Raw genomic sequence first — 20,428 nt, 5'->3', positions numbered from 1 at the left:
GCCCCAGTCAACGACTTAGAGTTAACTCTAAGTCAAGCACGAACCCGGGAGCCGCCCATGCTGACCATCGGCGAGGTCGCGCGCCGCAGCGGGGTCGCCGCGACCACCCTGCGCTACTACGAGCAGATCGGCCTGCTGCCCGCCCCGATCCGGCTGGGCGGGCAGCGCCGCTACGACGAGGCCGTGCTGTCCCGGCTCGAGGTGATCGCGCTGTGCAAGACCGCCGGCTTCGCGCTGGACGAGATCCAGCGCCTGTTCGCCGACGACGCGCCGGGACGCCCGGCCAGCCGCGCGCTGGCCCGGGCCAAACTCGCCCAGATCGACGCCCAGCTGGAGTCGCTGGCCCGGGCCCGCGCCGTCATCGAGTGGGGGATGCGGTGCACCTGCCCGTCGATCGACTCCTGCACCTGCGGCATTCACCCAACCCGGCCCGCACCCGTCGGCCCGGACGTACGCTCAGCCAGAAGGTTCTGATCCGGGGCAAGGAGAGCGGAAATGACGGCGGAACGTCCGGCCACCTTGTGCGAGGCATTCCAGCGCAACGCCGCGATCGACCCGGACGCGGTCGTGCTGCGCACCCCCGGGGCTACCCAGACGTTGACCTGGCGAGAGCTCGCCGAGCAGGTCCGCAAGGTCGCCGCCGGGCTGGCGGGGCTGGGCGTGCGGCGCGGCGACACGGTGTCGCTGATGATGGCCAACCGGATCGAGTTCTACCCGCTGGAGATCGGCGCGCAACACCTTGGCGCCACGTCATTTTCGGTGTACAACACGCTGCCGGCCGAGCAACTGACCTACCTGTTCGACAACGCCGGCACCAAAGTGGCGATCTGCGAACAGCAGTACGTCGACCGCATCCGGGCCAGCGGCGCGCCCGTCGAACACATCGTCTGCATCGACGGCGCCCCGCCGGGCACCATCTCCGTCGAGCAGCTGTATGCCGCCGCCCCAAGGGATTTCGACTTCGAGTCGACCTGGCGGTCGGTCCGGCCCGACGACGTCGTCACGCTCATCTACACCTCGGGAACCACCGGAAACCCCAAGGGCGTGGAGATGACCCACGCCAACCTGCTGTTCGAGTGCCACGCGCTCAACGCGGTGCTGCCGTCGAAATTCGGCGACCGGGTCACGTCGTATCTGCCGTCGGCGCACATCGCCGACCGCGCGATGGGGCTCTACGGCCTGGAAGTGTTCGGCGCGCAGGTGACCGTGGTCGACGACCCGCGCGCCATCGCCGCGGCGCTGCCCGACGTGCGACCCACGGTGTGGGCGGCGGTGCCGCGGATATGGGAAAAGCTCAAGGCGGGAATCGAATTCACCGTCGCCAACGAGCAGGACGAGGCCACCCGGGCGGCGCTGCAGTGGGCGATGTCGGTGGCCGCCCAACGCGCCGCGGCCTTGGTCGCCGGCGAGCAGATACCCGACGAGCTGGCCGCCGAATGGGCGCGGGCCGACGAGTTGGTGCTCTCGAAACTGCGTGAGCGGCTGGGCTTCGGCGAACTGCGCTGGGCGGTGTCGGGGGCGGCCCCGATTCCCAAGGAGACGCTGGCGTTCTTCGCCGGCATCGGCATCCCGATCGCCGAGGTGTGGGGGATGTCGGAGCTGAGCTGTGTGGCGGCCGTCAGCCATCCCCGCGACGCGCGCCTGGGCTCGGTCGGCAAGTTGCTGCCCGGGCTGGAGGGCAAGATCGCCGACGACGGCGAGTTCCTGGTGCGCGGCCCGCTGGTGATGAAGGGCTACCGCAAGGAACCGGCGAAGACGGCCGAGGCCATCGACGCCGACGGCTGGTTGCACACCGGCGACATCCTGGAGGCCGACGCGCAGGGCTACCTGCGAGTGGTGGACCGCAAGAAGGAGCTGATCATCAACGCGGCCGGAAAGAACATGTCGCCGGCCAACATCGAGAACGCCATCCTGGCCGCCTGCCCGATGATCGGCGTGATGATCACCATCGGCGACGGGCGTCCGTACAACACCGCGCTGCTGGTTTTCGACGCCGACTCGGTGGGCCCGTACGCCGCCCGGCACGGGTTGTCCGACGCGTCGCCGGCCGCGCTGGCCGCCGACCCGGACGTCATCGCCCAGATCGCCGCCGGGGTGGCGGCGGGCAACGCCAAACTGTCGCGGGTGGAACAGATCAAACGGTTCCGCATCCTGCCCACGCTGTGGGAGCCCGGCGGCGACGAGATCACGCTGACGATGAAGCTCAAGCGCAAGCCGATCATGGCGAAATACGCCGAGGAGATCGAGCAGCTCTACGCCGATCCACCTCCGCCCGAGGTGCACGAGCCCGCCGCCGCCGCGGTGCAGCCCGTATGACCGGCGGGCCGGCCGGCAGCGCCCGCGAGATCGGTCGCGTCGGAATGCGAAAGCTGTTGCAGCGCACCGGCATTCTGGACGAAGCGACGTCGCCGCTGGCCACCGACCCGGCCGAGGTCGTGCAGTTGCTGGGCGCGCCCTGGTACGACGAGCGGCTGCGCAGCCTGGCCGGCGAGCTCGGCCGCGACCCGGCCGATGTGCGCGCCGAGGCCGCGGGCTACCTGCGCGAGATGGCGGCCTCGCTCGACGAGTCGGCGGTGGCGGCCTGGCGCGGGTTCAGTCGCTGGCTGATGCGGGCCTACGACGTGCTGATCGACGAGGACCAGATCGCGGCGCTGCGCAAGCTGGATCGCAAAGCCACACTGGCATTTGCCTTTTCGCATCGCTCGTACCTGGACGGCATGCTGCTGCCCGAGGTGATCCTGGCCAACCGGCTGTTCCCCGCGCTCACCTTCGGCGGGTCGAACCTGAACTTCTTCCCGATGGGCGCCTGGGCCAAGCGCACCGGGGCGATCTTCATCCGGCGCCAAACCAAGGACCTTCCCGTCTACCGCTTCGTGTTGCGCGCCTACGCCGCCCAGCTGGTGCAAAACCACGCCAACCTGAGCTGGTCCATCGAAGGCGGCCGCACCAGGACCGGCAAGCTGCGGCCCCCGGTGTTCGGGATCCTGCGCTACCTCGCCGACGCGGTCGACGAAATCGACGGCCCGGAAGTGTATTTGGTGCCGACCTCGATCGTGTACGACCAGCTGCACGAAGTGGAGGCCATGACCACCGAGGCCTACGGCGCGGCGAAACGGCCCGAGGATTTCCGCTTCCTGATCCGGCTCGCCCGCCAGCAGGGCACCCGGTTGGGCCGGGCGTATCTGGACTTCGGCGAGCCGCTGCCGCTGCGCAAGCGGCTCGAGGAGCTGCGGGCCGAGGAGTCGGGCAGCCAAACCGAGATCGAACGCATCGCCCTGGACGTCGAGCACCGCATCAACCGCGCCACGCCGGTCACCCCGACCGCGGTGGTCAGCCTGGCGCTGCTGGGCGCCGACCGGTCGCTGACCCTCAGCGAGGTGCTGGCCACCGTGCGACCGCTGGCCAGCTACATCGCCGCCCGCAACTGGGTGGTGGCCGGGGCGGCCGATCTGACCAACCGCTCCACCATCCGCTGGACCCTGCACCAACTGGTGGCCTCCGGCGTGGTCAACGTCTACGACGCCGGCACCGAGGCGGTGTGGGGGATCGGCACCGACCAGCACCTGGTCGCCGCCTTCTACCGCAACACCGCCATCCACATCCTGGTCGACCGGGCCATCGCCGAGACGGCGCTGCTGGCCGCCGTCGAAGTCTCCGAGACGTCCGGGGACGGATCGGTGCTGCCGGCGACGGTGCGCGACGAGGCGCTCAAACTGCGGGAGCTGCTCAAGTTCGAGTTCCTGTTCTCCGCCCGCGCCCAGTTCGAGAAGGAGCTCGCCGACGAGGTGCGGCTGATCGGGCCCGCCGAGGATCCGGTGGACACCGGCAAGGCCGCCGGTGCCGCCGTGGTGCGCGGGCTGCTGGAGCAGGCCGACCTGCTGCTGGCGCACCTGGTGTTGCGCCCGTTCCTGGACGCCTATCACATTGTCGCCGACCGGCTGGCCTGCTACGAGGACGATTCGTTCGACGAGCAGGCGTTTCTGGCGGAGTGCCTGCAGGTCGGCAAGCAGTGGGAGCTGCAGCGCCGAATCGCCAATGCCGAGTCGCGGTCGATGGAACTGTTCAAGACGGCACTGCGCCTGGCCCGGCACCGCGAGCTGGTCGACGGGTTCGAGGACCCGGATATCGCGCGACGGCGCCGGCAGTTCGCCGACGAGATCGCCACCGCCATCCGGCGCGTCAACACCATCGCGGAGCTGGCGCGGACGCGCTGAACCCGTTCGGCTCGCCGCGCCGCCCCGGGGTATAGCACGCAAGCACTCGACACGAAACGTTCACGTCCGGTCCCGATACTGTGCCGCGCGCGCCGACGCCCGGCGTGCGCTATGCCTGTAGGGGACCAGCGAGCCGGTGAAGCGAGGATCTGATGACGGAGCAGTCCGAGGGGCCGCAGCGCCCGTTGATCGGGTACATCACCCATGACATCGCGCCGCCGATCGCCCCCGCGCCGATCGGGCGCGCCTGGATGTCGCAGATGCGCCAGGGCTGGCCGCACCGATGCCTGCCGATGTTGATCGCAAACCAGAGCGGCTGGGAGGTGCGCAACCGCAGCGCCTTCACCGCGACGTGGATGGGCGGTGATGATCGCACCAGCCTGACGATCGTGCCCGACACCCGTGCCAGCGGTCAGTTTTTGCCGGACAGTCACTTCGGCTTCGGCATCCTGACCTGGCATCTGCCGATCCTGTTCCGCACCCCGCCGGGCTACAACCTGTTGGTCCGCGGACCGGCCAACCATCCCAAGGACGGGATATCGCCGTTGGAGGGCATCGTCGAAACCGATTGGTCCAGTTCGAGTTTCAGCATGAACTGGAAATTCACCCGGGAATTCATGCCGGTGCGGTTCGAGGTGGACGAGCCGATCTGCATGATCGTGCCGCAGCGGCGGGCCGAGCTGGAGGAGTTCGCCCCGGAACTGCGGCCGATCGAGTCCGACGAAGAACTGCACCGCAAGCACGAGTTCTTCCTGAGCTCGCGCGGCGCGCTGGGGCGCGAGCAGGAAGTGGCCGACGAGCGCGTGCCGTGGCAGGGCGACTACACCCGCGGCCGGCACAGCGACGGCGAACCCGGGGCGCCCGACCACCAGACCCGGCGCCGTCTGCGTTCGTTCGTCGCGCGCCCAGCCGTCGGGCCGCCCCACCCGGACCGCGCTTAAGGTTGGGTCATGCCGCTTTCAGGTGAATACGCACCCAGCCCGTGGGATTGGTCCCGCGAGCAAGCCGACAAGTACGTCGCATCGGGCGGGGCCGAGGCCGCCGACATGAAGGGCAAGCCCATCATCGTGCTGACCACGGTCGGCGCCAAGACCGGCAAGCTGCGCAGGACGCCGCTGATGCGGGTCGAGCACGACGGGCAGTACGCCGTGGTCGCCTCGCTCGGCGGGGCGCCGAAGAACCCGGTCTGGTACCACAACATCAAGAAGAACCCCCGGGTCGAACTGCAGGACGGCCCGGTCACCCGGGAGTACGACGCCCGGGAGGTGTTCGGCGACGAGAAGGCCGTCTGGTGGCAGCGGGCCGTCGAAGCCTGGCCCGACTACGCCGAATACCAGACCAAAACCGACCGCCAGATCCCGGTGTTCGTGCTGACCCCGGTCGCCTGAATTCCGTAGTTGACCAGCCCGCATGGCACCATTAGTCCGTGTCCGCCGAATTGAGTCAGTCCCCGAGCGTCGCGCCGCTTTCAGCGGCTGACATCGACGACGCGGCCAAGCGGATCGCCGCGGTGGTCACGCCGACCCCGTTGCAGTTCAGCGACCGGCTGTCGGCGATCACCGGCGCACAGGTCTACCTCAAGCGCGAGGACCTGCAGATCGTGCGCTCCTACAAGCTGCGCGGCGCCTACAACCTGCTGGTGCAGCTGTCCGAGACGGAGCTGGCCGCGGGCGTGGTGTGCTCGTCGGCGGGCAATCACGCCCAGGGGTTCGCCTACGCCTGCCGGATGTTGCAGGTGCACGGCCGCGTCTACGTGCCGGCCAAGACGCCGCTGCAGAAGCGGGACCGGATCCGCTACCACGGCGGGGAGTTCATCGAGCTGATCGTCGGCGGAACCACCTACGACCAGGCCGCCGAGGCGGCGCTGGCCGACGTGGCGAGCACCGGCGCCACCCTCGTCCCGCCCTATGACGATCTGCGCACCATCGCCGGCCAGGGCACCATCGCCGTCGAGCTGCTCGACCAGCTCGACACCGAGCCGGACCTGGTGGTGGTCCCGGTGGGCGGCGGCGGCTGCATCGCCGGCATCACCACCTACCTCGCCGAGCGCACCGACACCACCGCGGTGCTCGGCGTCGAGCCGGCCGGGGCCGCGGCGATGATGGCCGCCCTGGCGGCCGGCGAGCCGGTGACGCTGGACCACGTCGACCAGTTCGTCGACGGTGCCGCGGTGCGGCGGGCCGGTGACCTGACCTATGCCGCGCTGGCGGCCGCCGGCGACATGGTGTCGATCACCACGGTCGACGAGGGCGCGGTGTGCACCGCGATGCTCGACCTCTACCAGAACGAGGGCATCATCGCCGAGCCCGCGGGCGCGCTGTCGGTCACCGGGTTGCTGGAGGCCGACATCGAGCCCGGTTCGACGGTGGTCTGCCTGATCTCCGGCGGCAACAACGACGTGTCGCGCTACGGCGAGGTGCTGGAGCGGTCCCTGGTGCACCTCGGCCTCAAGCACTACTTCCTGGTCGACTTCCCGCAGGAGCCGGGCGCGCTGCGCCGGTTCCTCGACGAGGTGCTCGGCCCCAACGACGACATCACGCTGTTCGAGTATGTCAAGCGCAACAACCGGGAGACCGGCGAGGCGCTGGTGGGCATCCAGTTGGGGTCCTCGGCCGACCTGGACGGCCTGCTGGCCCGAATGCGGGCGACCGAGCTGCACGTCGAGACCCTGAAGCCGGGCTCGCCGGCCTACCGCTACCTGCTGCTCTAAATCCGATACATGCCCCCACCGTATGGACCCGGTCATGCCGGTTTCGGGCTGGTCAGCGCCGCTGTCCTCGCGTCGCTGGTGCTGCTGGGGTGGGCGGCCGTGTGGATCGCCCGGCGCGCCGACCCGTTGCAGCGGCTCTGGCAGCGGGCGACCCACAACGCCGTGGTCGATGAGGCGCTGGCCTGGCTGCGCGACCGGATCGGCGATCGGGGGCGGGCGCTGGCGCGCCGCTTTCCGGTGAGCGAGATCGCCGGTGTGGCATTGCTTCTCGGGCTCGCGGCGGTCGCGTTGCTGGCGGTCGGCTTCACCGAAGTGCTCGACGACGTGCTCGAGGGCGACGGCATCGCCGTCATCGACCACCCGGTGACCCGATGGCTCGCGGCCCACCGCGATCTGTGGCTGACCACCGTCCTGCAGGCGATCACCGTCGCGGGCGGCCCGCTGTTCCTGGCCGCGCTGGCCCTCCCGATCTCCGTGGTCGCCGCGTGGCGGTACCGGTCGTGGCGGCCCGTGCTGCTCGCGGTGGTGGCCGGCGCCGGGGTCCCGGTCATGCTGTTCACCGCCAAGGCGCTGGTGGGTCGCCATCGCCCTCCGCTGCCGTTCGCCCTCGTCGACGCCGACGGGTACTCGTTCCCCTCCGGGCACGCCACCGGCACCGCGGCGATGATGGCCATCTCGGCGTGGCTGCTCACCCGCTGGCTGATTCCCGGGTGGACCGGGCGGGTGCTGGTGTGGGCGCTCGCCATCGGCGCGGTCCTGCTGATCGGGTTCTCGCGGATCTACCTCGGCGTCCACTACCTCAGCGACGTGCTCTCCGGCTGGATGCTGGGCACGGCCTGGGCGTTCGCCGTCATGCTCGTCGGAACCTGGTGGGACAACACCCGCCCGGCCCGCGAGCGGCAACGGCAGGCGTGAGTCGCCGCTACCCGAGGTAGCCGGGCAGCGGAACGGCCGGGTCGAGGTCCGGCGCCGGCACCGGCGGGCCGGCGCTCAGCTGCAGCGGCACCACCCCGGCCCAGTGCGGCAGCGCGCGGTCCTGCGGATCGTCGACCGGCGGGCCGCTGCGCACCTTGGCCGACACCTCGGCCAGGTCGAGCGCGAGCACCCCGGTGGCGGCCAGTTCCCGGGCGTCGGGGGCCCGGCAGTCGGCGGCGCGCCCGGGCGCGATGTGATCGAGCAGGCTGCTCAGCGCCCGCGACTTCTCCGCCGGATCGTCGACCACCCGCGCGTCCCCCAGCACCACGACCGAGCGGAAGTTCACCGAGTGGTGCATCGCGGCGCGCGCCAGCACCAGGGCGTCGACCAGCGTGACGGTGACGCAGACCGGCAGTCCCGCCCCCGCGGCCGCGGCCGCCCTGGCCGCCAGCACCGGCCCGCCGCCCGTCGAACCGTGCAGGTACAGCGTCTCGCCGCGGCGCGCGTGCGTCGTCGGCAACACCACCGGGCGTCCGCCGCTCAGGTAGCCCAGATGGCAGATCAGCGCCTCGTCCAGGATGCGGTGGACGGTGCGGCGGTCGTAGCGCGCCCGTTCCCGGTAGCGGGTCGGCGTGCTGCGCGGCGTCGGCTGGTAGTCGGCTTCGGTCGACATACGATTTTGTCCTAGTACATAATCTGTTGCATGGCGGTACAAAAGAGCATAACCGGGACGGGTGCGGAATCCATAGCCGCCAGCATCGAAGCGGCCATCTCGGCCGGCTCGCTGGCGCCCGGCGACGCACTGCCGCCGGTCCGCGAGCTGGCTGCGCGGCTCGGCGTGAACGCCAACACGGCCGCGGCGGCCTACCGCCTGCTGCGGCATCGGGGCGCGGTCGAGACCGCGGGCCGGCGCGGCACCCGGGTGCGGCACCGGCCGGCGACCACCCCGCGATCGCTGCTCGGGCTCGACGTCCCCGCCGGCGTGCGCGACCTGTCGACCGGCAACCCGCACCCCGCCCTGTTACCCCTCGCCGCCGCCGCGCCGGCCCGCCCGGCCTCCGGCCGCGCGGTCCTCTACGGCGAGCCGGCCATCTCGCCGGCGCTGGCGGAGTACGCCCGGGCCGCGCTGTCCGCCGACGGCGTGCCCGCCGATCACCTGGCGCTGACCAGCGGCGCGCTGGACGGCATCGAGCGCGCGCTGACCGCACATCTGCGTCCCGGTGATCGCGTCGCCGTCGAGGATCCGGGCTGGGCGAATCTCCTCGATCTGCTTGCCGCACTCGGGTTTTCGGCCGAGCCGGTGCGGGTCGACGACGCCGGGCCGCTGCCCGAGGACCTGGCCCGCGCGTTGGGCCGCGGAGCGCGGGCGCTGGTGCTGACCACGCGCGCGCAGAACCCGACCGGTGCCGCGCTGTCGGCGGAACGCGCCGCGGCGCTGCGAGATCTGTTGTCCGGGCGGGCCGACGACGTCCTGCTGGTCGAAGACGACCACTGCGCGGGCATTTCCGGTGCGGCCCTGCACCCCGTGGCCGGCTGCACCACGCATTGGGCGTTCGTCCGCTCGGCGTCCAAGGCCTACGGCCCCGACCTGCGGGTGGCGGTGCTGGCCGGCGACCAGCGCACCGTGGATCGGGTGCACGGCCGGTTGCGGCTCGGCCCGGGCTGGGTCAGCCACGTCCTGCAGCAGCTGGCCGTCGAATTATGGTCCGACACAGCGGCGTCCGAGCTCGTCGCGACGGCCGAGCGGCGCTATGCCGACCGCCGCCGCCGGCTGTGCGGCGCGCTGGCCGAGCGGGGTGTCGACGCGCACGGCCGGTCCGGGCTCAACGTGTGGGTTCGCGTTCCCGACGAGGCGGTCGCGGTATCCCGGTTGCTCGGCGCGGGCTGGGCGGCCGCGCCGGGTGCCCGGTTCCGGATGCAGACGCCGGCGGGCATCCGCATCACCATCGCCGACCTGACACCCGACGAGATCGAACCGCTCGCCGACGCCGTCGCACAGGCGGTGCGCCCCAGCGGGCGGCCCATCGTCTGACCGCGGATCAGGCGCCGTCGCCGGGCATGTCGATGCCGGGGCCCTTCCACAGCATCTCGATGCTGGCGTGCGGGGGTACGTCGTGGCGCACCGGGCGCCGGGCGCCGCGACGGTCCGGTTTGCACGAGCAGATCCGTCGCAGTCGGTGGCCGAATTCAGAATGACTCATGGCCGCATCATGCGGCGCGATGCCGCCCGCCCGCCATCAGTTATCCACAGGCTGCCCCGGCGTCGACAGAATCGCGAACGAATGGCCTTGCAACGCCGTGGTGTCAGCGTCGACCGTCGGCTCGTCCCAGGCCAGCATCAGCTCGCCGCCGACCGGGACCGTCACCGGCTCGGCACCCAGATTGCACACGATGCGCAGCCGGCCCCGGGCCAGCACGATCCAGCGCTGATCCTCGTCGTAGTCGACGGTGAGGTGCTCCAGCCACGGATCGGCGAGGTCGGGATCGTTGTGCCGCAACGCGATCAAGTCTCGGTACAGCCGGTGCAGGCGGGCGTGCTCGCCCGTGCCGACCTCGTCCCAGTTCAGCTTGGACCGGGCGAAGGTCTGCGGGTCCTGCGGGTCGGGGATCTCCCCCTTCTTTGAGGCGTCCCATCCGTGTTCGGCGAACTCGGTCTTGCGTCCCTCGGCGGTGGCCCGGGCCAGCTCCGGTTCGGGATGCGAGCTGAAAAACTGGAACGGGGTCGAGGCCCCATACTCCTCACCCATGAAAAGCATTGCGGTATACGGCGATAGGAGCGCCAGGACCGCTTTGACGGCCAGTTGCCCGGCGGTCAGGTTCTGCGACGGCCGATCGCCCAGGGCGCGATTGCCGACCTGGTCGTGGGTGCAGGTGTAGGCCAGCAGCCGGGTGGCCGGGATGCCGGTCTGCGCGGAGGTGTCCAGCGGCCGCCCGTGCCGGCGGCGCCGGAACGACGAGTACGTCGCCGCGTGGAAGTAGCCGTGCCGCAGCGTGTGCGCCAGCGTGGCGATGCTGCCGAAATCGGCGTAGTAGCCCTGGCGTTCGCCGGACACCGCGGTGTGGATGGCGTGATGAATGTCGTCGGCCCACTGCGCGGTCAGGCCGTAGCCGCCGCGTTCGCGCGCGGTGATCAGCCGCGGATCGTTGAGGTCGCTCTCGGCGATCAGCGACAGCGGACGGCCCAATTGTGTTGCCAACCAGTCTGTTTCGGTGGCCAGCTCCTCGAGGATGTGAATGGCGGTGGTGTCCACCAGCGCGTGCACGGCGTCCAGCCGCAGACCGTCGGCGTGGAAATCGCGCATCCAGCGCAGTGCGCATCCGATGATGTAGCGGCGCACCTCGTCGGAGTCGGCGTCGGCGATGTTGATGCCCTCGCCCCACGGGTTGCTCGCCGACGACAGGTAGGGGCCGAACCGCGGCAGGTAATTGCCGGACGGGCCGAGGTGGTTGAACACCGCGTCGATGAGTACGCCCAAACCCCTTGCGTGGCAGGCATCGACGAAGCGCACCAACCCGTCCGGGCCGCCGTAGGGTTCGTGCACGCTGTACCACAGCACCCCGTCGTAGCCCCAGCCGCGGGTACCGGCGAACGAGTTCACCGGCATCAGTTCGACGAAGTCGACTCCCAGGTCGACCAGATAGTCCAGCTTCTCGATGGCCGAGTCGAAGGTGCCGGCCGCGGTGAACGTGCCCAGGTGCAGCTCGTAGATCACCGCGCCGTGGGTCGAGCGGCCCGGCCAGGCGGAGTCCGTCCAGGTCGCGGCGGCCGGATCCCACAGCTGCGAGCGGGCGTGCACCCCTTCGGGTTGGCGCGGCGAACGCGGGTCGGGCAGCACGGTGGGGTCGTCGTCGAGCAGGAAGCCGTAGCGGGCATCCGGCGCGCAGGCCACCGCGGCGTGCCACCACCCGTCGTCGGTGCGTGACATGGCGTGCGGCCGGCCCTCGACGTCCAGTCGAACCCGCGCGGGTTTGGGTGCCCAGACCCGGAATTCGGTCTTCTGCTCAGTCATGGTGTCGCTCCAGCAGCACGACGGGCAGTTCGGCGAACAACTGCGCGGCCGACGTCGGCCCGTCCACGACGCTGCCGGTGAGGGCGTCCTTCCAGGTGCCGTCGGGCAGCGGCAACACCGTGTTGCCCCAACCTTTTTCGGCCAGCCGGACGGTCCAGCGGGTGACCGCCACCACGATGTCGGCGCCGCGGGTAAAGGCCAGCACGTGATCGCAGGCGTCCCCGTCGGCGAGCAGGGGGGCGTAGTCGCCGTGCAGGAAGGTATCCGGATGGGCCCGCCGCACCCGCAGGGCGGTGGTGACCACCCGGATCTTCGGATGCTCCAACGCCTGCAGCGCGGCGCGCCGCGCCCGGTAGTCGACTGGGCGGCGATTGTCCGGGTCGACCAGGCTGTCGTCCCACAGCTCGGTGCCCTGGTACACGTCCGGTATCCCGGGGACCGTCAGCGCCAGCAGCTTCTGGGCCAGCGCGTCGCTGGAGGCATGGGGATTGAGTTGGGCGACAAGCTCGGTCAGCTGCCCGGCGACAGGACCGTCCAGCACGGTGTCCAGCCACCGGTGCACCGCGTCCTCGAAGGCGGCGTCCGGGTCGTTCCACGAGGTGTGCCAGGCCGCTTCCCGGATGGCCTTCTCGGCGTAGCCGTGCAGCCGCCCGCGCAGCGCGGCGGTGACCTCGCCGGTGACCGGCCAGACGCCGAAGATGTTCTGCCACAGGAATTGTCCGGTCGCCGGGTCGGGGGAGGGGGCGGCGACCTCCCAGCGGGCGACGAACTCGGTCCACAGCGACGGCACCTGGGACAGCACCCCGATGCGGGCCCGGACATCCTCGCCGCGTTTGGTGTCATGGGTGGTCAGCGTCGTCATGGTGTGCGGCCACAGCCGGGCGCGGGTGGCGGCGCTGTGATGGAACTCGGCCGCGCCGACGCCGAAGCGGTGCGGCTCGCCGCCCACCTCGTTCAGCGACACCAGCCGGGCGTCGCGGTAGAACAGGCAGTCCTCGACGGCCTTGGCGGTGACGGCCCCGCAGAGTTGCTGCAGCCGGGTGGCCGGCTCACCGCCGCGGGCCAGCGCGGCGGCCAGCACCTGCAGCGCCGGGCCCAAGTGCGGTGCCGCGGACTGGGTTTCGGCCAGGGCGGTGGGCAGCAGTGCCACCAGGCCGGGGTAGTCGCAGCGGTACACCCCGATGTTGGTGAGCAGCGCGGCGATCGCCTCGGGCAGCAGCGGGTGATCGACGCCGGCGGCGGCCGCGATGCTGCGGCGCAACCGGCCCAGTTCGCTGGCCAGGGTGACGGTCGCGGCATGGATCTTGAGCTCGGCCAGCATCTTTGGCATCGCTTGGTAGTCGACGCCGGAGGAGTCCACCAGCGCGGTCAGCGCCGGGGCGCCGTTGGGATCCAGCAGCACGCCGCCGATTTCGCGCAGCACGTCGTAGCCGGTGGTGCCGGCGACCGGCAGGGTGGGCTCGAGCGCCTCGTCGGCGGCCAGGATCTTCTCGATCACGATCCAGGCGTCCGGGCCGACGAGTTCGCGCAACCGGGCCAGATAGCCGCACGGATCGGACAGGCCGTCGGGGTGGTCGATGCGCACGCCGTCGACGAGCCCCTCGGCGAACCAGCGCCCGACCTCGGCGTGGGTGGCGTCGAACACCGCGGGGTCCTCCTGCCGCAACCCCGCCAGCGAGGTGATCGAGAAGAACCGGCGGTAGCCGCAGACGCCGTTGCGCCAGCCGACCAGCCGGTAGTGCTGGCGGTCGTGCACCTCGGGCCCGGTGCCGCCGGCGGTGCCCGGCGCGATCGGGAACGCCAGATCGCCCAGCCGCAACAGCTCCCCGTCCACCGTGAGGTCGGCGGCGTCGTCGTCGGAGCCCAGCACCGGCAGCACGATCCGGCCGTCCTCGTCGAGATCCCAGTCGACGTCGAAAAACGTTGCGTACGGCGAAGAACGGCCGTTTCGCAGCACATCCCACCACCACGGGTTCTGCCGGGGCGCGTCGATCCCGACGTGGTTGGGCACGATGTCGACGACCAGACCCATGCCGCGGGCCCGGGCCGCCGCCGACAGCCGGGCCAGCCCGTCGCGGCCGCCGAGCTCGGCCGACACCGTGGTGGGATCGGTGACGTCATAGCCATGGCTGGACCCCGCGGTCGCGGTCATGATCGGGGACAGATACAGATGCGTCACCCCGAGGTCGTCCAGATAGTCCAGCAGGTGTTCCGCGTCGGCGAAGGTGAACGCGAACCCGCTGGACTCACCGCGCAGCTGCAGCCGGTAGCTGGATAGAACGGGTAAACCCATGCGTCACAACGTCTTACGCAATATCAGCAGCGAACGCGAGGGCAGCGTCAGCTCTTCTTCGGCGTGCACCACCAGCGGCTCGGCGCCTTCTTTGCGGCCGGTCGGTTCGTTGGTGTCCAGTTCCACCGTCCACTCTTTCGCGTAGTCGCCGCCCGGCATCACGAACTGCACCGGTTGCTCACCGGCGTTGAAGCACAACAGAAACGAGTCGTCGACCACCTGCTCGCCGCGAGCGTTGGGTGCGGTGATGGCGTCGCCGTTGAGGAAGACCGCCACGCATTTGTGGAAGCTCTGCCCCCAGTCCTCGTGCGTCATCTCCCGGCCGCCGGGTGTCAGCCAGGCGATGTCGCGCACCTCGTCGCCGCTGCGGATCGGTTCGCCCTCGAAGAACCGGCGCCGGCGGAACACCGGATGCTTGGTGCGCAACGTGGTGGCCCGGCGCGCGAACGCCAGCAGGTCGGAGTTCTTGTCGACCAAAGACCAGTCCATCCAAGACAATTCGGAGTCCTGGCAGTAGACATTGTTGTTGCCGTTCTGGGTGCGGCCGAACTCGTCGCCGTGCGCGATCATCGGCGTGCCCTGGCTGACCATCAGGGTGGCCCAGAAGTTGCGCATCTGGCGGTAGCGCAGCTCGGTGATGTCGGGGTCGTCGGTGGGGCCTTCCACACCGCAGTTCCAGGATCGGTTGTGGCTTTCCCCGTCCCGGTTGTCCTCCCCGTTGGCCATGTTGTGCTTTTCGTTGTAGGACACCAGGTCGTTCAGCGTGAACCCGTCGTGCGCGGTGACGAAGTTGATGCTGGCGCTGGGACGGCGGCCGGTCGCCTCGTAGAGGTCCGACGACCCGGTCAGCCGGGACGCGAACTCGCCCAGGGTTGCGGGCTCACCCCGCCAGTAATCGCGCACAGTATCGCGATACTTCCCGTTCCATTCGGTCCACAAACCCGGAAAATTCCCGACCTGGTAGCCGCCCTCGCCGACATCCCACGGCTCGGCGATCAGTTTGACCTGGCTGACGATCGGATCCTGCTGCACCAGATCGAAGAACGCGCTCAGCCGGTCGACGTCGTGCAGCTCGCGGGCCAGGGTGGCGGCCAGGTCGAAGCGGAATCCGTCCACGTGCATCTCGGTGACCCAGTAGCGCAGCGAGTCCATGATCAGCTGCAGCACGTGCGGGTGGCGCGGGTTGAGGCTGTTGCCGGTGCCGGTGTAGTCCTTGTAGCGCCGCAGGTCGGTGTCGACCAGCCGGTAGTAGGCGGCGTTGTCGATGCCGCGGAAGTTGATGGTCGGGCCCAGGTGGTTGCCCTCGGCGGTGTGGTTGTAGACCACGTCGAGGATGACCTCGATGCCGGCCTCGTGGAAGCTGCGCACCATGGACTTGAACTCGGCGACGCTGGAGTTGCGGTTGGCGGCGTACTGGTTGTGCGGGGCGAAGAAGCCGAATGTGTTGTAGCCCCAGTAGTTTCGAAGTCCCAGATCGAGCAGACGCGAGTCGTGCATGAATTGGTGCACCGGCATGAGCTCGATCGCGGTGACGTTGAGCGACTTGAGGTGGTCGATGATCGCCGGGTGCGCCAGCCCGGCGTAGGTGCCCCGCAGCTGCTCGGGGACGCTGGGGTGGGTCTGGGTCATGCCCTTGACGTGCGCCTCGTAGATGACGGTTTCGTGGTAGGGCGTCAGCGGGGCCCGGTCCGATCCCCAGTCGAAGAACGGGTTGCTCACCACGCTGGTCATGGTGTGGCCCAGCGAGTCGACCATGGGCGGGATCCCGGGGTCGGCGTCGTCGCCGCCGGCCGCGACGGCCTTGAGGTCATAGGAGAACAACGCCTGGCCGTAGGTGAAGTCGCCGTGAAAAGCCTTGCCGTACGGGTCGAGCAACAGCTTGCTGGGGTCGCAGCGGTGACCGGCCGACGGTTCGAACGGTCCGTAGACGCGAAACCCGTAGCGCTGACCGGGGTTGATGTTGGGCAGATAGGCGTGCCAGACGTAGCCGTCGACCTCGTCCAACGGAATCCGGGTCTCGGCGCCGCGGCTGTCGATCAGGCACAACTCGACCTTCTCGGCGATCTCGGAGAACAGGGAGAAGTTCGTCCCGGCGCCGTCGTAGGACGCCCCCAGCGGGTAGGGGCTGCCCGGCCAGACGGTAGGCACTTCGGGTTGGTGAGTACCGCCGCCTGCTGCTGAAGCGGGTTCGTTGCTTGACACCTCTTGACCTTATCCGCGCCGCGCGGCGCTCACGAAGGTTGCGGCCGTGCTGCGGTGGGAAGCACGCGCGGGCCGCGTGGACATATTTCGGGGTATTTTGAGGCGGCAGAGCCGATTACGGGGCCGATTACCACCAACCGGTGCTCTCGGCGATCTGCCGGCCCAATTCGGGCGCCATGGTCCGCACATAGGTGGGCGACATGTGATGGGCCCCATGGTAGATCAGCACATTTCCCTCCACCGGCCGGCACACGTCGGCCCGGCAGATCGCATCCGACATGTCGAGCACCTTGAGTTGCGGGAATTGCCCGACGAAGTCGAGGGTCTGGTTGCGCTCGGAGAGCACGTCGGATCGCTTGATGGCGCACGACTGGGCGGTGCCGCCGCGTTTGGCCAGGCAGTCCGCCGGGTCGAAGGGCTGGCCGTTTTTCACCAGCCACGGGGTGTCGCGCATCCCGAGGATGGGAATGTTGTTGTCGGACAACGTTTGCCAGATCCCGATGTAGGTCGCCGGCATCACGTCACCGGTCTTGATGTTCCACGGCCGGGTGGTGGTGGTGAAGACGTAGTCGGGCCGATCGGTGACCAGTTTGGTCATGGTGCGCTGCACCCACTCGCGGCACTGCGGGTAGGGGGCGTTGTTGCCCATGATTAGCGGGACCTGTTCGGTCGACAGTGGGCAGCCCATCTTCAGGTAGGTCACCACCTTGAAGTGGTGCAGCTTGCCGAGCATGTCCAGGGCCGGCAGCCAGTGCTCGGCGTGCGATCCGCCCGCCAGCGCGATGGTCCGGTCGGCGGTCACGTCGCCGTAGGTGCAGTTGACCACGGCCGGGTTGACGAAGTCGCTGATGCAGCCGTCCCGGGTGGAGGCGGGCAGGTCCTGCTTGACCTCCAGGACGGTGGGCCGCATCGGCAGCGTGGGCACCCGCACGTGTTCGGTGAGGGCCCGGGCGCCGGGATAGTCCTGCGGGTTGAGGACGCTGAGTTCCTTGCCGGCCGAGCGCAGCACGGTGACGTGCTGGCGCCAGGTGAACGAGGTCGCGGTCAGCGTCACACCGAGCAGCACGATCGCCGACCCCAGCGCCATCGTCGGCCGCGGCACCCGCGCCAGCCACGGCACCGTCGGCGCGGCGGGCCGGGGCGCCGGCCGCGCGGAGCCCCGGTGCCGCAGTGGGTCCTCGACCAGGCGGTTGGTCAGGTACGCCAGCACGCCGGACACCAGCAGCAATACCGTGCCCTCGACGAAGCCGGCGTGCTTGTGGCCGCTGTAGGACAGCCAGAAGATCAGCAGCGGCCAGTGCCACAGGTACAGCGAGTAGGCGATGGCGCCCAGCTCGACCAGCGGGCGGGTGGCCAGCAGCCGGTTCGGCAGCGGCAGGCGATCGCCGGCCAGGTTGGCGCCGACCAGGATCATCAGCATGGCGGCGCCGACCGGCACCAGCGCCCACGGCCCCGGGAACTCCTGCACCCCGTCGATCAGCGCCCCGCAGGACAGCACCGCGCCCAGCGCCACCGTCGCCAACAGCGTGCGCAACCACATCGGCCAGCGGATCCGCGGCACCAGCGCCCCGACCAGGGCGCCGAGCAGCAATTCCCAGCCCCGCGCGAAGCTGTCGTAGTAGGCGGCCGCCTGGTTCTGCTGATGCGCGACGATCGCGTAGCCGAACGAGGCCACCGTCAGCGCGGCCAGCACCACCAGGACCAGGGTGCGCAGCCGGGCGCCCAGGGGGCGGCCGAACAGGTAGGCCAGGCCGGCGATCAGCACCAGGAAGCTGACGTAGAACTGGCCCTGCACCGACATCGACCAGATGTGCTGCAGCGGGCTGACGGCCTCACCGGCCCGCAGGTAGTCCGACGCGGTGTTGGCCAGCTCCCAGTTCTGGTAGTAGCCGAGACTGGCCAGGCTCTGGTCGGCGAAGGTCTCCCAGCGCGTCTCCGGCTGCACCAGGATGGTCAGCACCGCGCAGCCGGCCAGCACCACCACCAGAGCCGGAACCAGGCGACGGACCAGCCGGATCACCTCGGCCACCGGCGAGAGCGCCACCGCGGGGTTCAGCGCGGCGCGAATGACCTTGCCGCCGAAGAAGAATCCGGACAGCGCCAGGAACACGTCGACGCCGCCGGAAACCCGGCCGAACCAGATGTGGAACACCGCGACCAGGGCGATGGCGATGCCGCGCAAGCCGTCGAGGTCGTAGCGGTAGAACCCGCGAGACCCCGGCGTGCGCGCTCCCGAGGTGCCCGGATCGGCGGCGGCGACCGGTGCTGGGGACGGGGACGGGGTCTGCATGATCGACCGCTAATTTACCGAAAACCCGCCACCGACTCCTGACGCGCGCGCGGCGGGGGAGCAGGTGGCGGGTGTCGGACGGGCGCGCAGGGTCCGGGACTACCGGGTGAGCCCGGCGCCCGCCGGCTGCAGTGGCGACTGCTGGACCGGCAGCTGCTGCAGCGGTGACTGCTGGGTCGGCAGCTGTTGCAGCGGCGCCTGCTGGGTCGGCGCCAGCTGCAGGGGTGCCTGCTGGGGCGCTTGCTGGGTGGGCAGCTGCTGCCCCGGAACCTGTTGCGCCGGAACCTGTTGCGCCGGAACCTGTTGCCCCGGAACCTGTTGCAGCGGGGCCTGCTGGGTGGGCAGTTGCTGGCCCGGGGTCTGCTGCAAGGGCGCCTGCTGGCCCGGGGTCTGTTGCAAGGGCGCCTGCTGCGCCGGGGTCTGCTGCAGCGGCGCCTGCTGCGGAACCTGCTGGGTGGGCGCCGTGGTTCCCAGCACCCGGACCATGTAGGGCGCCATGCCGGCGGTACGCACCGGCGACACCTGCACCACGTCGCCGACCTCGAGCATCTGGTTGTTGCCCAGGTACATTGCGACGCTCTGGGTGCCCTCGGGGCCGTAGAAGATCAGGTCACCCTTGCGGGCCTGCTGCGGCAGGATCTTCTGGCCGACGCGGTACATCGCGCCGGACGAGCGCGGCAACTTGATGCCGGCGCCGGCGTACGCGTACTGCATCAGCCCGGACGCGTCGAAACCGACGGTGTTGGCGCCGGTCCCGGTGCCGCGGGTGGGGCCGTTGATGCCGCCGCCGGCCCAGGAGAACGGCACACCGCGCTGCGACAGACCGCGCGCGATCACCACGTCGGTGGCCTGCTGATAGTCCATCGCCCTGACGCCCGGGTCGGCGGTCGCGACGGCGGGAACCACCATCGGCGCCGCCGGCGCCCCGAGCAGGGCCAAACCGATCGCGAAGGCGTAGATGCGTTTCATTTTTCCTGGCCTTTCCTGGCCTCTCCGGCACTCGTCGGGCCTCGGCGCGGTGACCTCGCGCGTCCGCCCCGGTTCATGGACCGGGCGAGGACCCCCACGCTGGGATCGCACGCCGTCCATGCCACTTGCGGCGTGAACCAGCCGGCCGAACCGCTGTATTCACACCAGTCACAAGAGCCACTTTGACAACAGAAGGTCTTAGCCGCCAGGGTCGCGGGGGATTTTTTGTCGTACCGTGACCCGACGGTGACTGCCGCGGCGAATCCCGTATGCGCAGTTGTGATTTCGGTCTCAGTCGGCTAGCGAACGGCGGCGCCGCCGGGCGGCCCGATCACAGCCAGTAGCGTTCGCTGAACATCGTCAGCATCGATCCGGCCACCGAGCTGACCATCACCAGCGCCAACGACAGCACCGGCCAGAAGGACATGTACCAGCCCTTCAGGAGGGACACCACCGGGCCCACCACGGCGGCGGTCAGCGCCGCACCGATGCCGCCCCACACCACCGGATGGATGTACAGATCCAGCCCGTAGGGAACCGGCCCGCAGGTCTCGTCCTCGCAGACATTGGCCAGAAACCCGAACAGCCGCTCCGGCCAGGACGTCGCCGTGGCCAGCAGCGCGAGCAGGACCAGCAGGGCGACGGTGCAGACGACGTCCCACGCCGCCAGCCGCAGGCGCAGCACCCGGGGCGCTTCCTCGTCGTACTCGGCCACCGGGCCGCGGGCGTCGCCGGACCAGCCCGGGCCGGCGGGCCCTGCGTCGGGGCCCGACCCGTCGGGCGGCTGCGGCGTGGCCATGCTGTCCCATGCTTCCCGACGGCCCG

At 70.2% G+C, this 20,428-nt stretch carries 15 protein-coding genes and 1 pseudogene; 8 read left to right on the top strand and 8 right to left on the bottom strand.

Going from position 1 to position 20,428, the window contains the following annotated elements:
- The first annotated feature begins 57 nt into the window (after window positions 1-57).
- From H7I87_RS07855 to H7I87_RS07825, 7 genes are all read left to right on the top strand, one after another.
- Window positions 58-474, top strand: a complete 417-nt coding sequence (locus tag H7I87_RS07855; RefSeq protein WP_033727060.1) for a helix-turn-helix domain-containing protein — start codon at window positions 58-60, stop codon at window positions 472-474.
- Window positions 475-495: 21 nt separating this feature from the next.
- The gene (fadD11, locus tag H7I87_RS07850; protein WP_033727058.1) at window positions 496-2,316 is read left to right on the top strand and encodes a fatty acid--CoA ligase FadD11; all 1,821 of its coding nucleotides are present in this window, start codon (window positions 496-498) and stop codon (window positions 2,314-2,316) included.
- Window positions 2,313-4,214 carry a lysophospholipid acyltransferase gene (locus H7I87_RS07845; protein WP_011725334.1) on the top strand — a complete coding sequence of 634 codons (1,902 nt, stop codon included), beginning with the start codon at window positions 2,313-2,315 and terminating at the stop codon, window positions 4,212-4,214. The genes fadD11 and H7I87_RS07845 overlap by 4 nt, the downstream gene beginning before the upstream one ends.
- Before the next feature lie 152 nt (window positions 4,215-4,366).
- On the top strand, window positions 4,367-5,155 hold the full coding sequence (locus tag H7I87_RS07840; protein ID WP_009977439.1) for a DUF6065 family protein: 789 nt from the start codon (window positions 4,367-4,369) through the stop codon (window positions 5,153-5,155).
- Window positions 5,156-5,164: 9 nt separating this feature from the next.
- Window positions 5,165-5,602 carry a nitroreductase family deazaflavin-dependent oxidoreductase gene (locus H7I87_RS07835; protein WP_011725333.1) on the top strand — a complete coding sequence of 146 codons (438 nt, stop codon included), beginning with the start codon at window positions 5,165-5,167 and terminating at the stop codon, window positions 5,600-5,602.
- Between the two features lie 38 nt (window positions 5,603-5,640).
- Window positions 5,641-6,924, top strand: coding sequence for a threonine ammonia-lyase (ilvA, locus tag H7I87_RS07830; RefSeq protein WP_003876174.1), 1,284 nt, complete (start codon window positions 5,641-5,643; stop codon window positions 6,922-6,924).
- A 9-nt stretch (window positions 6,925-6,933) separates the two neighbouring features.
- Window positions 6,934-7,839 carry a phosphatase PAP2 family protein gene (locus tag H7I87_RS07825; RefSeq protein ID WP_011725332.1) on the top strand — a complete coding sequence of 302 codons (906 nt, stop codon included), beginning with the start codon at window positions 6,934-6,936 and terminating at the stop codon, window positions 7,837-7,839.
- Window positions 7,840-7,846: 7 nt separating this feature from the next.
- Here H7I87_RS07825 and H7I87_RS07820 read toward each other — a convergent pair whose 3' ends face one another.
- Window positions 7,847-8,512 carry a pyridoxamine 5'-phosphate oxidase family protein gene (locus tag H7I87_RS07820; RefSeq protein ID WP_011725331.1) on the bottom strand — a complete coding sequence of 222 codons (666 nt, stop codon included), beginning with the start codon at window positions 8,510-8,512 and terminating at the stop codon, window positions 7,847-7,849.
- 30 nt (window positions 8,513-8,542) lie between these two features.
- Here H7I87_RS07820 and H7I87_RS07815 point away from each other — a divergent pair, with 30 nt between their 5' ends.
- The gene (locus H7I87_RS07815; RefSeq protein ID WP_011725330.1) at window positions 8,543-9,871 is read left to right on the top strand and encodes an aminotransferase class I/II-fold pyridoxal phosphate-dependent enzyme; all 1,329 of its coding nucleotides are present in this window, start codon (window positions 8,543-8,545) and stop codon (window positions 9,869-9,871) included.
- 7 nt (window positions 9,872-9,878) lie between these two features.
- Here H7I87_RS07815 and H7I87_RS07810 read toward each other — a convergent pair whose 3' ends face one another.
- The 7 genes and pseudogenes from H7I87_RS07810 to H7I87_RS07780 form a co-directional block, all read right to left on the bottom strand.
- The gene (locus tag H7I87_RS07810; protein WP_009977430.1) at window positions 9,879-10,040 is read right to left on the bottom strand and encodes a hypothetical protein; all 162 of its coding nucleotides are present in this window, start codon (window positions 10,038-10,040) and stop codon (window positions 9,879-9,881) included.
- 36 nt (window positions 10,041-10,076) lie between these two features.
- Window positions 10,077-11,849 carry a malto-oligosyltrehalose trehalohydrolase gene (gene treZ / locus H7I87_RS07805; RefSeq protein ID WP_011725329.1) on the bottom strand — a complete coding sequence of 591 codons (1,773 nt, stop codon included), beginning with the start codon at window positions 11,847-11,849 and terminating at the stop codon, window positions 10,077-10,079.
- Window positions 11,842-14,142: a malto-oligosyltrehalose synthase gene (gene treY / locus H7I87_RS07800; protein ID WP_033727057.1), complete on the bottom strand. Its 2,301-nt coding sequence runs from the start codon at window positions 14,140-14,142 to the stop codon at window positions 11,842-11,844. Before treY ends, treZ begins: the two co-directional genes overlap by 8 nt.
- A 3-nt stretch (window positions 14,143-14,145) precedes the next feature.
- Window positions 14,146-16,344 carry a glycogen debranching protein GlgX gene (gene glgX, locus H7I87_RS07795; RefSeq protein WP_024637124.1) on the bottom strand — a complete coding sequence of 733 codons (2,199 nt, stop codon included), beginning with the start codon at window positions 16,342-16,344 and terminating at the stop codon, window positions 14,146-14,148.
- Between the two features lie 127 nt (window positions 16,345-16,471).
- Complete coding sequence (sucT, locus tag H7I87_RS07790) at window positions 16,472-18,634, bottom strand: acetyltransferase SucT (protein WP_023861775.1); 2,163 nt, start codon at window positions 18,632-18,634, stop codon at window positions 16,472-16,474.
- Window positions 18,635-18,913: 279 nt separating this feature from the next.
- A pseudogene (gene ripD, locus H7I87_RS07785) lies at window positions 18,914-19,603 on the bottom strand (NlpC/P60 family peptidoglycan-binding protein RipD); the annotation flags it as partial.
- Between the two features lie 331 nt (window positions 19,604-19,934).
- Window positions 19,935-20,402, bottom strand: coding sequence for a hypothetical protein (locus tag H7I87_RS07780; RefSeq protein WP_003876184.1), 468 nt, complete (start codon window positions 20,400-20,402; stop codon window positions 19,935-19,937).
- Between the last annotated feature and the right edge of the window lie 26 nt (window positions 20,403-20,428).

The organism is Mycobacterium timonense, from assembly GCF_025821985.1.
GTDB lineage: Bacteria > Actinomycetota > Actinomycetes > Mycobacteriales > Mycobacteriaceae > Mycobacterium > Mycobacterium avium.
The sequence above is the reverse complement of the archived record's forward strand: the minus strand, read 5'-3'. Positions and strand labels throughout refer to the sequence as shown.

What these genes read in the sequence shown, in the direction of transcription:
- H7I87_RS07855 (WP_033727060.1), top strand. Translation starts at nt 58, where the DNA reads ATGCTGACCATCGGCGAGGTCGCGCGCCGCAGCGGGGTCGCCGCGACC.
- fadD11 (WP_033727058.1), top strand. Translation starts at nt 496, where the DNA reads ATGACGGCGGAACGTCCGGCCACCTTGTGCGAGGCATTCCAGCGCAAC.
- H7I87_RS07845 (WP_011725334.1), top strand. Translation starts at nt 2,313, where the DNA reads ATGACCGGCGGGCCGGCCGGCAGCGCCCGCGAGATCGGTCGCGTCGGA.
- H7I87_RS07840 (WP_009977439.1), top strand. Translation starts at nt 4,367, where the DNA reads ATGACGGAGCAGTCCGAGGGGCCGCAGCGCCCGTTGATCGGGTACATC.
- H7I87_RS07835 (WP_011725333.1), top strand. Translation starts at nt 5,165, where the DNA reads ATGCCGCTTTCAGGTGAATACGCACCCAGCCCGTGGGATTGGTCCCGC.
- H7I87_RS07825 (WP_011725332.1), top strand. Translation starts at nt 6,934, where the DNA reads ATGCCCCCACCGTATGGACCCGGTCATGCCGGTTTCGGGCTGGTCAGC.
- H7I87_RS07820 (WP_011725331.1), bottom strand. Translation starts at nt 8,512, where the DNA reads ATGTCGACCGAAGCCGACTACCAGCCGACGCCGCGCAGCACGCCGACC.
- H7I87_RS07815 (WP_011725330.1), top strand. Translation starts at nt 8,543, where the DNA reads ATGGCGGTACAAAAGAGCATAACCGGGACGGGTGCGGAATCCATAGCC.
- H7I87_RS07810 (WP_009977430.1), bottom strand. Translation starts at nt 10,040, where the DNA reads ATGAGTCATTCTGAATTCGGCCACCGACTGCGACGGATCTGCTCGTGC.
- treZ (WP_011725329.1), bottom strand. Translation starts at nt 11,849, where the DNA reads ATGACTGAGCAGAAGACCGAATTCCGGGTCTGGGCACCCAAACCCGCG.
- treY (WP_033727057.1), bottom strand. Translation starts at nt 14,142, where the DNA reads ATGGGTTTACCCGTTCTATCCAGCTACCGGCTGCAGCTGCGCGGTGAG.
- sucT (WP_023861775.1), bottom strand. Translation starts at nt 18,634, where the DNA reads ATGCAGACCCCGTCCCCGTCCCCAGCACCGGTCGCCGCCGCCGATCCG.
- H7I87_RS07780 (WP_003876184.1), bottom strand. Translation starts at nt 20,402, where the DNA reads ATGGCCACGCCGCAGCCGCCCGACGGGTCGGGCCCCGACGCAGGGCCC.